The organism is Streptomyces sp. NPDC001492 (assembly GCF_053597275.1).
The window spans coordinates 30554-44166 of sequence record NZ_JBSFHW010000020.1; the positions used below are offsets into that span (position 1 = coordinate 30554).

14 protein-coding genes and 2 pseudogenes are annotated in these 13613 nt (G+C 69.9%); 3 read left to right on the forward strand and 13 right to left on the reverse strand.

The annotated features are described in order from the left end of the window. Window positions 1-185: 185 nt before the first annotated feature. The 7 genes from rlmN to rpsB form a co-directional block, all read right to left on the reverse strand. The gene (gene rlmN / locus ACWC1K_RS24615) at window positions 186-1292 is read right to left on the reverse strand and encodes a 23S rRNA (adenine(2503)-C(2))-methyltransferase RlmN (protein WP_450834290.1); all 1107 of its coding nucleotides are present in this window, start codon (window positions 1290-1292) and stop codon (window positions 186-188) included. 59 nt (window positions 1293-1351) lie between these two features. After that, on the reverse strand, window positions 1352-1801 hold the full coding sequence (locus tag ACWC1K_RS24620) for an SRPBCC family protein (protein ID WP_450834291.1): 450 nt from the start codon (window positions 1799-1801) through the stop codon (window positions 1352-1354). A gap of 153 nt (window positions 1802-1954) precedes the next feature. Continuing rightward, the gene (locus ACWC1K_RS24625) at window positions 1955-3091 is read right to left on the reverse strand and encodes a phosphatidate cytidylyltransferase (protein ID WP_450834293.1); all 1137 of its coding nucleotides are present in this window, start codon (window positions 3089-3091) and stop codon (window positions 1955-1957) included. Further along, window positions 3091-3648: a ribosome recycling factor gene (frr, locus tag ACWC1K_RS24630; protein WP_030943211.1), complete on the reverse strand. Its 558-nt coding sequence runs from the start codon at window positions 3646-3648 to the stop codon at window positions 3091-3093. Before frr ends, ACWC1K_RS24625 begins: the two co-directional genes overlap by 1 nt. 147 nt (window positions 3649-3795) lie before the next feature. Continuing rightward, window positions 3796-4557 carry a UMP kinase gene (gene pyrH, locus ACWC1K_RS24635; protein WP_351480389.1) on the reverse strand — a complete coding sequence of 254 codons (762 nt, stop codon included), beginning with the start codon at window positions 4555-4557 and terminating at the stop codon, window positions 3796-3798. 185 nt (window positions 4558-4742) lie between these two features. Next, window positions 4743-5579: a translation elongation factor Ts gene (gene tsf, locus ACWC1K_RS24640; protein ID WP_450834294.1), complete on the reverse strand. Its 837-nt coding sequence runs from the start codon at window positions 5577-5579 to the stop codon at window positions 4743-4745. Between the two features lie 156 nt (window positions 5580-5735). Further along, complete coding sequence (rpsB, locus tag ACWC1K_RS24645; RefSeq protein WP_450698701.1) at window positions 5736-6656, reverse strand: 30S ribosomal protein S2; 921 nt, start codon at window positions 6654-6656, stop codon at window positions 5736-5738. A 271-nt stretch (window positions 6657-6927) separates the two neighbouring features. On the opposite strand from rpsB, the pseudogene ACWC1K_RS24650 reads away from it, so the two are divergent. Next, a pseudogene (locus ACWC1K_RS24650) lies at window positions 6928-7494 on the forward strand (M23 family metallopeptidase); the annotation flags it as partial. 118 nt (window positions 7495-7612) lie between these two features. Here ACWC1K_RS24650 and ACWC1K_RS24655 read toward each other — a convergent pair. The 6 genes and pseudogenes from ACWC1K_RS24655 to ACWC1K_RS24680 all read right to left on the reverse strand — a co-directional run bounded on the left by ACWC1K_RS24655 (window position 7613) and on the right by ACWC1K_RS24680 (window position 12796). Then, a complete protein-coding gene (locus ACWC1K_RS24655; protein WP_389079293.1) occupies window positions 7613-8170 on the reverse strand; it encodes a TetR/AcrR family transcriptional regulator in 558 nt (185 codons plus the stop codon). Window positions 8171-8244: 74 nt separating this feature from the next. Continuing rightward, window positions 8245-9087, reverse strand: a complete 843-nt coding sequence (gene whiG / locus ACWC1K_RS24660) for an RNA polymerase sigma factor WhiG (RefSeq protein WP_450834296.1) — start codon at window positions 9085-9087, stop codon at window positions 8245-8247. A 271-nt stretch (window positions 9088-9358) separates the two neighbouring features. After that, a complete protein-coding gene (gene dprA, locus ACWC1K_RS24665) occupies window positions 9359-10519 on the reverse strand; it encodes a DNA-processing protein DprA (protein WP_450834298.1) in 1161 nt (386 codons plus the stop codon). Continuing rightward, window positions 10516-11907, reverse strand: a pseudogene (locus ACWC1K_RS24670) (YifB family Mg chelatase-like AAA ATPase); the annotation flags it as partial. The gene dprA and the pseudogene ACWC1K_RS24670, both read right to left, overlap by 4 nt. A gap of 62 nt (window positions 11908-11969) precedes the next feature. Further along, complete coding sequence (locus ACWC1K_RS24675; RefSeq protein WP_450834300.1) at window positions 11970-12215, reverse strand: hypothetical protein; 246 nt, start codon at window positions 12213-12215, stop codon at window positions 11970-11972. 152 nt (window positions 12216-12367) lie between these two features. Beyond that, window positions 12368-12796, reverse strand: coding sequence for an XRE family transcriptional regulator (locus tag ACWC1K_RS24680; protein WP_450834302.1), 429 nt, complete (start codon window positions 12794-12796; stop codon window positions 12368-12370). Window positions 12797-13063: 267 nt separating this feature from the next. Here ACWC1K_RS24680 and ACWC1K_RS24685 point away from each other — a divergent pair, with 267 nt between their 5' ends. Beyond that, a complete protein-coding gene (locus ACWC1K_RS24685) occupies window positions 13064-13360 on the forward strand; it encodes a helix-turn-helix domain-containing protein (RefSeq protein ID WP_450834303.1) in 297 nt (98 codons plus the stop codon). Then, window positions 13357-13539, forward strand: coding sequence for a hypothetical protein (locus tag ACWC1K_RS24690; protein WP_450834305.1), 183 nt, complete (start codon window positions 13357-13359; stop codon window positions 13537-13539). Before ACWC1K_RS24685 ends, ACWC1K_RS24690 begins: the two co-directional genes overlap by 4 nt. Window positions 13540-13613 lie beyond the last annotated feature (74 nt).

Genomic DNA, 13613 nt, shown 5'->3' on the forward strand with positions numbered 1-13613 from the left:
GCCCTGCCCGGGAGCGCCGGAGAAATCCGCCGGCTCCCGGGCAGGGCGCAACAGCTCGAGTGAAGACCGAACTTCCTACCCAGAATGACCTGGGCAAGGTTCAGAGGGTCTGCGGCCCGGTTGCCGCACTCTCAGCGCTGTGGCGCTCCCCTGTCGGAATATGAAGATGTACGTACGGGCTCAGGTTACCGCTCGGTGGCCGCGAGCTGGCCGCAGGCCCCGTCGATCTCCTGCCCCCGGGTGTCCCGGACGGTCACCGGCACACCATGCGCGGCGATGGCCTCGACGAATGCCTTCTCGTCCTCGGGCCGGGAGGCGGTCCACTTCGACCCGGGCGTCGGGTTCAGCGGGATGAGGTTGACGTGCACCGGCTTGCCGCGCAGCAGCCGCCCGAGCCGGTCACCTCGCCAGGCCTGGTCGTTGATGTCGCGGATGAGCGCGTACTCGATGCTGAGCCTTCGCCCGCTCTTCTCGACGTACTCGAACCCGGCGTCGAGGACCTCGCGCACCTTCCACCGCGTGTTGACGGGGACGAGGGTGTCGCGCAGCTCGTCGTCCGGGGCGTGCAGCGAGATGGCGAGCCGGCACTTGAAGCCCTCGTCGGCGAACCGGTGGATGGCGGGCACGAGCCCGACGGTCGACACGGTGATGCCGCGCTGCGACAGCCCGAGCCCGTCGGGCGCGGGATCGGTGAGCGCCCGGACGGCCCCGACGACCCGCTTGTAGTTGGCGAGCGGCTCACCCATCCCCATGAAGACGATGTTGGAGAGCCGGGCGGGCCCGCCGGGCACCTCTCCGTCCCTGAGCGCCCGCATCCCGTCGACGATCTGGTGCACGATCTCGGCGGTGGACAGATTCCGGTCGAGCCCGGCCTGTCCGGTGGCGCAGAACGGGCAGTTCATCCCGCACCCGGCCTGCGAGCTGATACACATGGTCACCCGGTCCGGGTAGCGCATCAGCACCGACTCGACGAGCGTCCCGTCGAACAGCCGCCACAGGGTCTTGCGCGTGGTCCCCTGGTCGGTCGACAGATGCCGTACGACGGTCATCAGCTCGGGAAGCAGCGCCTCCTGCAGCTTGCCGCGCGCACCGGCCGGGATGTCGGTCCACTCCGCCGGGTCGTGCGCATACCGCGCGAAGTAGTGCTGCGAGAGCTGCTTGGCACGAAACGGCTTCTCGCCGATCTCGGCCACCGCTTCCTTGCGCTCGGCAGGCGTGAGATCGGCAAGATGCCGCGGCGGCTTCTTGGCTCCGCGGGGGGCGACGAAAGTGAGTTCTCCGGGCTTAGGCATGGCTGTACCAGTGTCGCAGATCCCGCAGGGTGGCCCGCCCCCCTGAATGCAGGGCCCGCCTAAGCGGTGGTGTGCTCCAGCTTGGCCTTGAGCAGTTGCTCGTTGCGGGGCATCTCCTTGCGGACCTGCGGGCGGACGACCAGGGGGAGCAGGACCTTGCCGATGCCGTGTCCCTCGAAGTCGAGGTCCATGGTGATGTGGGTGCGGCGGCCGTCGTCGAGGGGTGTGATCTCGCCGTGGAAGTTGCCCCTGACAGGGCCGTCGATCCCGCGCACGGTCCAGGAGCGCTGCGGTTCGTACTGGGTGCACTCCATGGTCATGGGGATGTCGCGGCGGCCCACGTGCCGGGTGACCCGGACCCGGGACCCGAGTCCGAAGGGGCGGTCGTCGAGCTGTTCGGTGGCGACCGCGCTCAGCTGCCACTCCGGCATGTGGGAGGGGTCGATGATGTACGCCCAGGCGTCCTCGGGACGGCAGTCCACGTCGAACTCCTCGTGGATGGTGGACATGGCGCCTCCTCTTCGGGTTCGGGAGATTCCGTTTGAGGGCTTACATCGGAATCGTCCCACTCGGCCGACCGGTCCGCCATCGTCCGAAAAGCCTTCCGAAAAGCGTGGAGCCCCCGCCCTCTGGAGGGCGGGGGCTCCAGGCGTCACGACCGGTCAGCCGGACCCCACGAACAGCACCATCAACAGCCACACCACCGGCGCCGTCGGCAGCAGAGAATCCAGCCGGTCCATGATGCCGCCGTGCCCCGGCAGCAGCGTGCCCATGTCCTTGATGCCCAGGTCCCGCTTGATCATCGATTCGCCGAGGTCGCCCAGAGTGGCGCTGGCCGCGACCGCGAGGCCGAGGATCAGGCCCTGCCACCAGGCACCGTCGTCGATCAGGAACTGCATGCACAGCGCGCCCGCCACCATCGCGAAGGTGACCGCGCCGAGCAGGCCCTCGCGGGTCTTGCCGGGGCTGATGCGCGGGGCCAGCTTGTGGCTCCCGAAGCGCCAGCCGACGGCGTACGCGCCCGTGTCGCTGACCACCGTCAGCAACAGGAAGGTCAGCACACGCCACGGCCCGTCCCCGGCCGCCAGCATCAGTGCCACGAACGTCGCGAGGAAGGGCACGTAGAAGGCCGCGAAGACGCCCGCCGTGACGTCCTTGAGGTAGCCCTCCGGTGGCTCCGTCATGCGCCATACGAGGACAGCGAGCGCCGTGAGTGCCATGGCGACCCAGGCGCCCTCGGCGCCCCGCACATATCCCGCGACGACCATGGCCGCACCGCCGAGTGCCAGCGGAACCAGGGGCGCCTTGATGCCCTTGCGCTCCTGGAGGCGGCTGGTCAGCTCCCACAGCCCGACCACGACGGCGACCGCGACGACGCCGACGAAGACGGCCTTGACGATGAACAACGACGCGATGATCACCACACCGAGCGCGACACCGACCCCTATGGCCGCGCCCAGGTCGCGGCCCGCGCTCTTCTTCTGCGGGCGGGGCGCCGGCTGCGGGGCGTCGGGCATGGGCTCCGGATTCTGCTGCGCCGCCGGGTAGGGCGGCGACTGAGGGGGTTCGTCGCGGAACAAGGGACCGCTCAGCCGAGCGGCCCCCCGGTCGTCATCCTGGTCACCGCCGTACGCGGGTACCTCGGGCACGATGGGCATGGGGCGAGTCTGCTGCGCCTTGGGCGCATCGTACGCGGGACCCGCCGGGGCAGCCCCCTGGACAGGTCCCTGGTCGGACGGCCCCCAGTACCCCGCCTGCGACCCGGTGTGGGGCGGCGTTCCCCAGGAAGAGTCGTTCATCAGACCTCGAGCAGCTCCGCTTCCTTGTGCTTCAGGAGCTCGTCCACCTGGGCCACGTACTTGTGGGTGGAGTCGTCGAGCTCCTTCTCGGCGCGGCGGCCCTCGTCCTCGCCGACCTCGCCGTCCTTGATGAGCTTGTCGATGGCGTCCTTGGCCTTGCGGCGCACGGACCGGATGGACACGCGCGCGTCCTCGGCCTTGCCCTTGGCGACCTTGATGTAGTCGCGGCGGCGCTCCTCGGTGAGCTCGGGGAACACCACCCGGATGATGTTGCCGTCGTTGCTCGGGTTGACGCCCAGGTCGGAGTCGCGGATGGCCTGCTCGATGTTGCGCAGCGCCGTCTTGTCGAACGGGGTCACGACCGCCATGCGCGGCTCCGGCACGGAGAACGAAGCCAGCTGGTTGATCGGCGTCGGCGCGCCGTAGTAGTCGGCCACGATCTTGTTGAACATCGCCGGGTGCGCACGACCGGTGCGGATCGCGGCGAAGTCCTCCTTGGCGACCACGACGGCCTTCTCCATCTTCTCCTCGGCCTCGAGGAGGGTCTCTTCGATCACCACTTGCTCCTGCGTGTCTTGAGTAGGCCCGGCTGCTGTTCCGTATGCGTGGGGGCGGCGGCCGGCTGCGTCGCGTCTTCTTCCTGCACGGTTCCCGACCTGCGGGACATTGTCCATCCCCCGGTCAGGGTCCGTGGGTGTTGCTGGTCAGTCCCGGCTGCCGTGCTCACCCACAAGCGTGCCGATCTTCTCACCCTTGACGGCGCGGGCGATATTGCCCTCGGCCAGAAGCTCGAAGACGAGGATCGGGAGCTTGTTGTCGCGGCACAGCGTGATCGCGGTCGCGTCGGCGACCTTGAGGTCGCGGGTGATGACCTCGCCGTAGCCGAGGGAGTCGAACTTGACGGCGTCCGGGTTGCGCTTGGGGTCGGAGTCGTAGACCCCGTCCACGCCGTTCTTGCCCATCAGCAGCGCCTCGGCGTCGATCTCCAGGGCGCGCTGTGCGGCGGTGGTGTCGGTGGAGAAGTACGGCATGCCCATACCGGCGCCGAAGATGACGACCCGGCCCTTCTCCAGGTGGCGCACCGCGCGCAGCGGGATGTACGGCTCGGCGACCTGGCCCATGGTGATGGCGGTCTGCACCCGGCTGTCGATGCCCTCCTTCTCCAGGAAGTCCTGGAGGGCGAGGCAGTTCATCACGGTGCCGAGCATGCCCATGTAGTCGGAGCGGGCCCGGTCCATGCCGCGCTGCTGGAGCTCGGCGCCGCGGAAGAAGTTGCCGCCGCCGATGACGACCGCGACCTGCGCCCCGTCCCGCACGACGGCCGCGATCTCGCGGGCGATCTTGTGCACCACGTCGGGGTCCACGCCCAGGCCCCCGCCACCGGAGAAGGCCTCACCGGACAGCTTCAGCAGAAACCGGCCGCGTACTTTGCCGTCGTCGCTCTTCTGGGGCTTGGTGGTGGTCATGGAGATCCCGCCTCTTTCACGTGTTGCACATGCGAAGAAGGCCATTGCCGCTGGGGTGTTGGCATCCCATGCTCGGCAATGGCCTCCTCGTCAGATCTGCTGTCGTCCGTCACGCGCGTGCGGGACGGACGGCCGGACGGCTGCCTTCGACCCTATCGGGCCGAGGCGCCGATCGCGGCACGGACTCAGATGCCGACCTTGATACGCGTGAAGCGCTTCAGGGTGACACCGGCCTCGTCCAGGACCTTCTGGACGGACTTCTTGTTGTCGAGCGCGTACGGCTGGCCCAGCAGCGTGGCGTCCTTGAAGAAGCCGTTGAGGCGACCCTCGACGATCTTCGGCAGGGCGGCCTCGGGCTTGCCCTCGGCGCGGGTGGTCTCCTCGGCGACACGGCGCTCGGACTCGACGACGTCGGCCGGCACGTCCTCCTTGGAGAGGTACTTCGGCGCGAAGGCGGCGATGTGCTGGGCGACGCCCTTGGCCAGCTCGGCGTCGGCCTTGTCCAGCTCGACCAGGACACCGATCTGCGGGGGCAGGTCGGGCATGGTGCGGTGCATGTAGGAGAAGACGAAACCGTCGGCGAACTGCGCGAAGCGGTCCAGGACGATCTTCTCGCCGAGGTTGGCGTTGGCCTCGTCCACGAACGCCTGGACGGTCTTGCCGGCCTCGATCTCGGAGGCGAGCAGGGCCTCGAGGTCGGCCGGGGAGGTCTTGGCGACGTGCTCGGCGATCGCGTTGGCGACGGCCTGGAACTTCTCGCCCTTGGCGACGAAGTCCGTCTCGCACTTCAGCTCGACCAGGACACCGGAGGTGTTGTCGTCGGCGATGAGGGAGACCACGGCGCCGTTCTCGGCGGAGCGGCCCTCGCGCTTGGCGACGCCCTTCTGGCCCTTGATACGGAGCGCCTCGACGGCCTTGTCGACGTTGCCCTCGGCCTCGTCCAGCGCCTTCTTGCAGTCCATCATGCCGGCGCCGGTGAGCTCACGAAGCTTCTTGACGTCGGCGGCGGTGTAGTTCGCCATGAGTCTGTGAATCTTTCTCGAAGTCTGGAAGATCGAAGATCTACGGGGTCTACGGCCCCCATGTAGCCGGGGGCCGCTGACTCGCCGCTGACCTACGGGTGAACGGCGGGGGCGGACTTCACGCCGCCCCCGCCGTCAACCTCTGACGCTGACGGGTCAGGCCTGCTCGGCGTCCGCGGCCGGAGCCTCGGCGGCCGGAGCCTCAGCCTCGGGGGCCTCGGCGGCAGGGGCCTCGGCGGCGGGGGCCTCGGCAGCGGCCTCGGCCGGCTTCTCGGCCTCGGCGGCCGGAGCCTCGTCGGCCTTCTTCTCGCCCTCGAGCAGGTCGCGCTCCCACTCGGCGAGCGGCTCGCCCGCGGCCTTCTCGCCCTTGTCACCGGTGGCGACGCGCGAGCGGCTGATGAGGCCCTCGGCGACGGCGTCGGCGATCACACGGGTGAGCAGGGTGACGGAGCGGATCGCGTCGTCGTTGCCCGGGATCTTGTAGTCGACCTCGTCCGGGTCGCAGTTGGTGTCGAGGATCGCGACGACCGGGATGTTGAGCTTCCGGGCCTCACCGACCGCGATGTGCTCCTTCTTGGTGTCCACGATCCAGACGGCGCTGGGCACCTTCTGCATCTCGCGGATACCGCCGAGGGTCTTCTCCAGCTTGGCCTTCTCGCGCGAGAGCACGAGAAGCTCCTTCTTGGTCAGACCCGACGCGGCGACGTCCTCGAAGTCGATCTGCTCGAGCTCCTTGAGGCGCTGCAGACGCTTGTAGACGGTGGAGAAGTTGGTGAGCATGCCGCCCAGCCAGCGCTGGTTGACGTAGGGCATGCCGACGCGGGTGGCCTGCTCGGCGATGGCCTCCTGCGCCTGCTTCTTCGTGCCGACGAACATGACCGTGCCGCCGTGGGCGACGGTCTCCTTGACGAACTCGTAGGCGCGGTCGATGTACGACAGCGACTGGAGCAGGTCGATGATGTAGATGCCGTTGCGCTCGGTGAAGATGAAGCGCTTCATCTTCGGGTTCCAGCGACGGGTCTGGTGACCGAAGTGGACGCCGCTTTCCAGCAGCTCCCGCATCGTGACGACGGCCATGGCCGTTCTCCTTGAGTTTCTCGGTTGTACCGCGGGTGCCGGTGGGCACTCGCGCCTGACGCCCGCATGCGCCGTGCCACGAAGGACCGAGGGGCGCTGACATCCGGCTTTTGATCACCTGGTGTCGGGGCGTGCGAAGTCGACCCGGTGACCCGGATCGCCAGAAGAAGTGTACGGGACCGGCGAGGCACCGGGTGACGCCGCTGTCCACAACCGGGGAGTAGTCCACAGATCCCGGCCGTGATCGGGGACTGCGCGGGAGGGTTCTCGCATGCGAGCGAGGCGATACGTGCAGATGACGTGGGCGGCGGTGCTGGGACTGGCGTTGACGGTCCTGTCCCCCTGGGCCTGGGCGGACGACCCGCCGCCACCCGCGGCGCCGGGCCCACCGGTCCCCGCAGTCGGCCGCGCCTGGCCGGTGGGAACCCACCCCACGGTCCTACGAGGCTGGGAGCCCCCGGCGACGGTCTACGGCCGCGGCCACCGGGGCGTGGACCTGGCAGCCCCCGCCGGAACCCCGGTAAGAGCGGTGGCAGCCGGCCGCGTCTCCTTCGCGGGCCGGGTGGCAGGCCGCGGCGTGATCTCCGTACAGCTGACGGACACGAACCTGCGCACGACGTACGAACCGGTGACGGCGTCGGTGCGGAAGGGGGACGAGGTGGCGCCGGGCGAGGTGGTGGGGACGGTGGAACCGGGATCCGGCCACTGCACGGTCACGTGTGTGCACTGGGGCCTGCTGAGGGGCGAGACCTACCTGGACCCGCTGTCGCTGCTACCGCCATGGCTGCTGCGCAGGGGCCCGTCGAGGCTGCTGCCGGTCCTGGGAGTGCCCTTGCCACGTCAGTCTGCCCAGCCTGCGGGCAGTCGTGCCGCTGGGGCGGCTCCCGGCCCAGAGAAAGGCGGCACCCCGACAAGCGCGGGCCAGCGGCACCGCTCCGACGGCACCCCCACCGCCCTCAGCCGCGAACTCCCCGCAGCGCCATGGCCACCGCAGCCTCAGTGATCTCCGAGGGCTCCTCAGCCGCCCCGAGCTCGATCCGCCGCACAGCCGCGTCCACAACCCCCTGCACCAACATCGCAGCCAACCGGGGCGAAGAGTGCCCCATCTCCCCGAGCGCCTCGACGATCATCGCGACCAGCCCCCCATGCGCGGCCCGGATCTTCTCCCGAGCCCCCGCATCCAGCTCACTCGCGGAAATCGCCACCACGGCCCGATGCCGCCGGTCCCCGACCAGCACCAGCTGCTGCCGCACATACGCCTCGACCTTGCCCTCGGCCGACCCCGCCCGCTCCATCGCGGCCGAGACCTCCGCGGCCCACACCGGGAAGTCGACCGCGCACAGTTCCTCGACGACGGCCGCCCGGGAGCGGAAGTACTCGTACACGGACGACCGCGCGAGCCCCGTCCGCTCGGCGAGGGCCGGGAACGTCAGCGCCTCCGTCCCACCCTCGGACAGCAGAGACCGGGCCGCGTCCAGCAGGGCGGCTCGCTGCATCGACCGGTGTTCGGCCACGGAGGCCGCTCGAATCCTTGGCACGTCAACCACTTTACGGACGGACCACCCCCGACGGGAGTGAGTCGTGCCGCTCAGCGTCCGAAGCCGGCCAGCTTCGCCCGCAGCTGCAGCACCGACTTGGTGTGGATCTGGCTCACCCGGCTCTCGGTCACGCCGAGGACGTTCCCGATCTCGGCGAGCGTGAGGCCCTCGTAGTAGTACAGCGTGACGACGGTCTTCTCCCGCTCCGGCAGGGTGTTGATGGCCCGGGCCAGGAACCGTCTGAGTTCCCGGTCCTCGGCCACCTCCACGGGGTTGTCGGCGGCGGTGTCCTCCAGCGTGTCCATCAGACTGAGCCGGTCGCCGCCCTCACCCCCCACATGCAGCAGCTCTTCCAGGGCCACCACGTTGGCCAGCGACAACTGGCTGAACACGGCGTGGAGTTCATCGACGGGGATGCCCATCTCGACGGCCACCTCGCTCTCCGAGGGTGTCCGCCGCAGGCGCGCCTCCAGGGTCGCGTACGCCCGCTCCACGTTCCGCGCCTTCTGCCGCACCGATCGGGGAATCCAGTCCAGCGCCCTGAGCTCGTCGATCATCGCGCCCCGGATCCGGGTGATCGCGTACGTCTCGAACTTGATCTCCCGGTCGATGTCGAACTTCTCGATCGCGTCGATGAGCCCGAAGACCCCGGAGGAGACGAAGTCGGCCTGCTCCACGTTCGGCGGCAGTCCGACGCTCACCCGTCCCGCCACGTACTTCACCAGCGGCGAGTAGTGCAGGATCAACTGCTCCCGCAGCCGCTCGTCGCCCGTGTCCTTGTACGACCGCCACAGCTCGTCGAGCGTCGAGGGAGCGGGCGGCCGCACGCTGCCACCGTCACGGGCGGCTGGGGGGATCGCCGCCCGGTCGGACCCGGAGGTGTGCTGGGGCATTCGTCGCCTTGTGCCGTTCTGCTGTGAAGTGGGGGTGCCTGGGGGAGCTGTCGGTCTGGTGTCTAGATGCCGGTCTGTGCCGGAATCCTCGTGAGCGTAGCGTGACTGAAGTGTCGCGGTGCGCGAAGGCCGACGCGGATCGGGTGCGCAGATACGTTCCGCAGGACGCCCCAGCGAGTCACGGCGATCGCTGAGTGTGACTGCCGGGGGACGCCAACTGCGGGTATTTGCACAGGTGTCAGGCTTCCCCCGGACGGCCGAACACCCTCGGTCAACACGGACTGCGACCCTCGCGGACGGAGATCATCGCCTGGCGTGTCAACTTCCAGCCGTCGCCGTGTCGTTCGACGTAACCGAGTGATCGGAGTTCGTACAGTCTCGCGATCGCGTCGTCCTGCGTGGTCTGCGCACCCCGCGCGATGTCACCGGGCGGCGCCGCCCCGCGGCCGGGCAGTGCGGCCAGGACGCGGCGGGCGGCGGGCTCCAGCAGATCGCGGGGCAGCACGGGTCCGCGCCGGTCCGGCGCCAGTTCGCCCATGTCGCCGACCAGCTCGACGACCTCCGCGGCGTCGGTGACGAGCACGGCGTCGCCCCGCAGGAGCTCGTGCACTCCCGCGGACAGGCCGCTGGTGGCCGGCCCCGGCACCCCCATGGTGTGGCGCCCCAGCCGCTGCGCGGCCCGTGCCGTGACCAGCGAGCCGCTGCGGTGCGCGGCCTCGACGACCACGGTGCCCCGGGTCAGGGCGGCGATCACCCGGTTGCGGACGATGAATCTGCTCGGCGTCGGATGATCGCCGGGCGGCAACTCGCCGATCACCAGTCCCTGTTCCGCGATCCTGCCGAGCAACTCGGTGTGACCGCGCGGGTAGGCCCGGTCGGCGCCGCAGGCCAGCACCGCGACGGTGGCGCCGCCGGCGCCGAGCGCGCCCCTGTGAGCGGCGCCGTCGACCCCGTAGGCCCCGCCGGACACGACCACCCACCCGTGCTCGGCGAGCCCGGCGCCGAGTGTGGCCGCCATGTGCGCCCCGTACTCGGTACACGCCCGTGCCCCGACGATCGCGACGGATCTGAGGGCCCACATCCGCAGACTGGGCCGCCCGCGCACCCACAGCCCCACCGGCCGTGCGTCCCCGAGGTCGTCGAGCTGACCCGGCCACTCTCCGTCCCCGGGCGCCACGAACCGCATGTCGGCCTCCCGGGCGACGGCGAGATCCCGCTCCGGCTCGGCCTGCCCGGCCCGGTCCAGCAGCCCGGCCCACCGCTTGTCGGTGATCCCGACGAGCTGCGGCCCGCCCTCGCGCAGCCGGCGCGCCACTTCCACCGCGCCGAGCTCCCGCAGCCACCGCCCGCCGACCTCGTCCCCCGGTTCGAGAACACGGCTGAGAAGGACACGGGCCAGCAGCTCGCCGGCCGGGTCGTCGGCGAGGCTCATGTCAGCGCCCCGATGGCCATGGGGACGCCGCGCGGCACGCCGGTACGCAGTTGCAGCGCCAGGGCGACGTCCGTCGCGTCGGGCCGGTCGTGTCCCACGAGGTCCGCCACGGTCCAGGCGACACGCAGTACGCGGTCGAGCCCGCGGGCGGTCAGCACGCCCCGCTCCAGATTCCGTTCCGCCTCGTCCATCGCCCCGCTCGCTGCGTGCCAGCGGCTGCGCAGCTCCCGCCCGGGAACCTCGCTGTTGGTCCGCCACGGTGTGCCCACGAGCCGTGCCGCCGCACGCTCCCTGGCGGCCCGTACCCGGTCGGCGACGGTCGTGGTGGACTCGCCGCCGGCGCCGCGCTGGGTCAGCTGGGCGCGGGTGACCCGGTCGACCTCGACACGCAGGTCGACCCGGTCGAGCAGCGGGCCGGACAGCCGGGCCTGGTAGCGGCGGATCGCCGAGGGCGGGCACTCGCAGAAGTCGTCCGTCTGCGAGAAGCGGCCGCAGGGACAGGGGTTCGCCGCGAGAACCATCAGGAATTTCGCCGGGAACCGCACGACTCCCGCGCTGCGGGCGAGCACCACGTGCCCCGCCTCCAGGGGCTGCCGCAGCGCGTCGAGCGCATGGCTGCTGAACTCGGGTGTCTCGTCGAGGAAGAGGACGCCCCGATGGGAGAGCGAGACCGCGCCGGGCCGCGCGATGCCCGGGCCGCCGCCCACGAGCGCCTGCATGGTGGCCGAATGGTGCGGGGCGCAGTACGGAGCGACGTCGATCAGGGGTTTGCCCGGCGGGAGCAGTCCTGCCACCGAGTGCACCGCCGTGACCTCCAGCGACTCCTGTCGGCCGAGCAGCGGGAGGATCGCGGGGAGCCGCTCCGCCAGCATCGTCTTACCGGCGCCGGGCGGGCCCTCCAGGAACAGGTGGTGGCCGCCCGCCGCGGCGACCTCCACCGCCGTCCGCGCCGAGATCTGGCCCACCACGTCGGCGAGGTCATGCCCCTGGTCGTGCTGTGCGGCGCCCAGGCCGTGCATCCCCGTGGCCGCGCCGGTGCCGGGCACCCGCAGACCGGCGAGCAGGGGATCGGGACGGCCCTGCTCGTCCGGTTCCTCCTCGGGTACGGGCTCGTCAGCCAGGACGGCGATCAGCTGGCGCAGGCTGCGCACGCCCAGGACGGACACACCGGGCACCAGCGAGGCCTCGGCGGCCGCGCACTCGGGCACGACCACCTGCTCGTAGCCCGCGTCCGCCGCGGCCAGCACCGCCGGCAGGATGCCCCGCACGGGCCGGACGCGGCCGTCCAGACCCAGCTCCCCGATCATGACGATGTCGGCGAGCACCCGCGGGTCGATCCGTTCGCAGGCGCCGAGCACGGCGCAGGCGACGGCCAGATCGAAGCCTGACGAGATGCAGTATTAAACCCGCAGGTCGGTGGCTGCGGGTTCGATACGTGCCGCCTCCCGGATTATCTGCCGGGCCAGTTCTGCGACCAGTTACGAGCTATGCACCCAAGCTGGTCGGCGAGCTCTTCCGCGGCCTGCGCGGTGATGTGCTCCTTCGAGGCCAGCATGGTGAGCCGGCCTTCCTGCTCGACGGTGACGACGGCCCGCCCCCCGGGGAGGCTGTCGCGCAACTCCATGTGGATCTGAGGCCGAGGCTGCCGGGACCCGCTGTCACCCGTCGGGGGAACCCCTCCTCCTTCGTCCGCCATCGCAAGTACCTCCCTGCTCACAGCCGCACACTCGTTCGCATGTTCGAACGTACGGTCGAGGTGATCCGTTTGCGCCCCCCAGGCGGATCACCGACTGTGCCATACCGATCAGGCTGTGACCAGAGTGATTCAGCGGGTAACGGAAAGTCGTACTATTGGTCCGAATTTCCGTCACTCTGAGTGCGCCTACGGGCAAAGCTCTCCGCGATGTCCGCGAGCTGAAGCCTCTCCTCCGGCGTCATTTCCTCAATCCGCGCCGCGAGCACGCGCGTCGTACGGTCATCGCTCCACACGAACGGGTCCACGTGGAGGTACTGCGCCGCCGCAGCAGCGGACACCAGCGCGGGCGGCAGTTGGAGGCCTTCGGCAAGCGCACGGCACAGGCCGGCGGTGGGGATGTCGATGGGGAGGTTCTTCTCCACCTTCGCGATCCATCCGAACTTCGCTCGCTCGGGTTGCTTGCCCTCTTCGGGCTTCGGGTCGATGGACCGGGCTTCGAGGTCGCGCAGGCTGATGCCCAGCTCGGCGCGTCGTTCTCGCACGAGGTCACTGAAGTCGGTCCGCTGCGTCCGCTCGGTCATGGCGTGCATTCTGCCCTCTTCGCTCCCCGACGTGACGCCTGATGTCTACGTTACGACTATTGATCACTGAGTAAATAGCAGGTCAGTCGACGCAACCGTTCACGCCCTAGCACGAAGTGTCTACGGAAACCCCCGGTGCGCGCCATCCCCACGGGGTGTGATGTCTCAATCTGGCTGCGCCGTGCGTTTCCGTAGACAGCGCGTCTACGCACGTGTACTGTCGTCCTTGTTCACGCAAACGCACACAGCGTCTACGGAGGTGAATGCGTGCGTCCGCAAGAGGACTACATGGTGCTCGTAAGCGCTGGCCTACTGGTCCAGCTCATGGAGCGCACCGGCGATGGACGCTCAGTCAGCGTCCGAGAACTCGCCGAAGCAGCCGGATGCCACCCCAGCAAGATCGACGCCCTACGCCGAGGCAGGCGCGAGAAGTCCACCCTCGCCGAATCCCTGGCAATTGCCAAACGGCTGGGAGTCGACCTCCTGGTGCTCTGGGAGCACACCGGCCGCAGCAACCCGGCCCCCGCCGACGAACCCAGCCACATTGCAGCGGTGCCGGCATGACGGGCCCCCGGTTCTCCCGCGCCGAGGCGGAGCGCGTGCTCGGCCCGGCCGTCATCGAGAGGGCCCGCCGGCTGGTTGATGAGGCGCCGCCCCTTCGCCCTGAACTGCGCGAGCAGCTGCGGGCGGTATTCGCCTCGGCCCGCGCGATGCGTAAGCAGCCCCCGGCCGACGCCGCCTGAAAGACCGCGGGGCCGACCCGGACGCGACCCGGAATCGACCCCTCGCAACCCACTGAAACAGATGAACTGGAGTG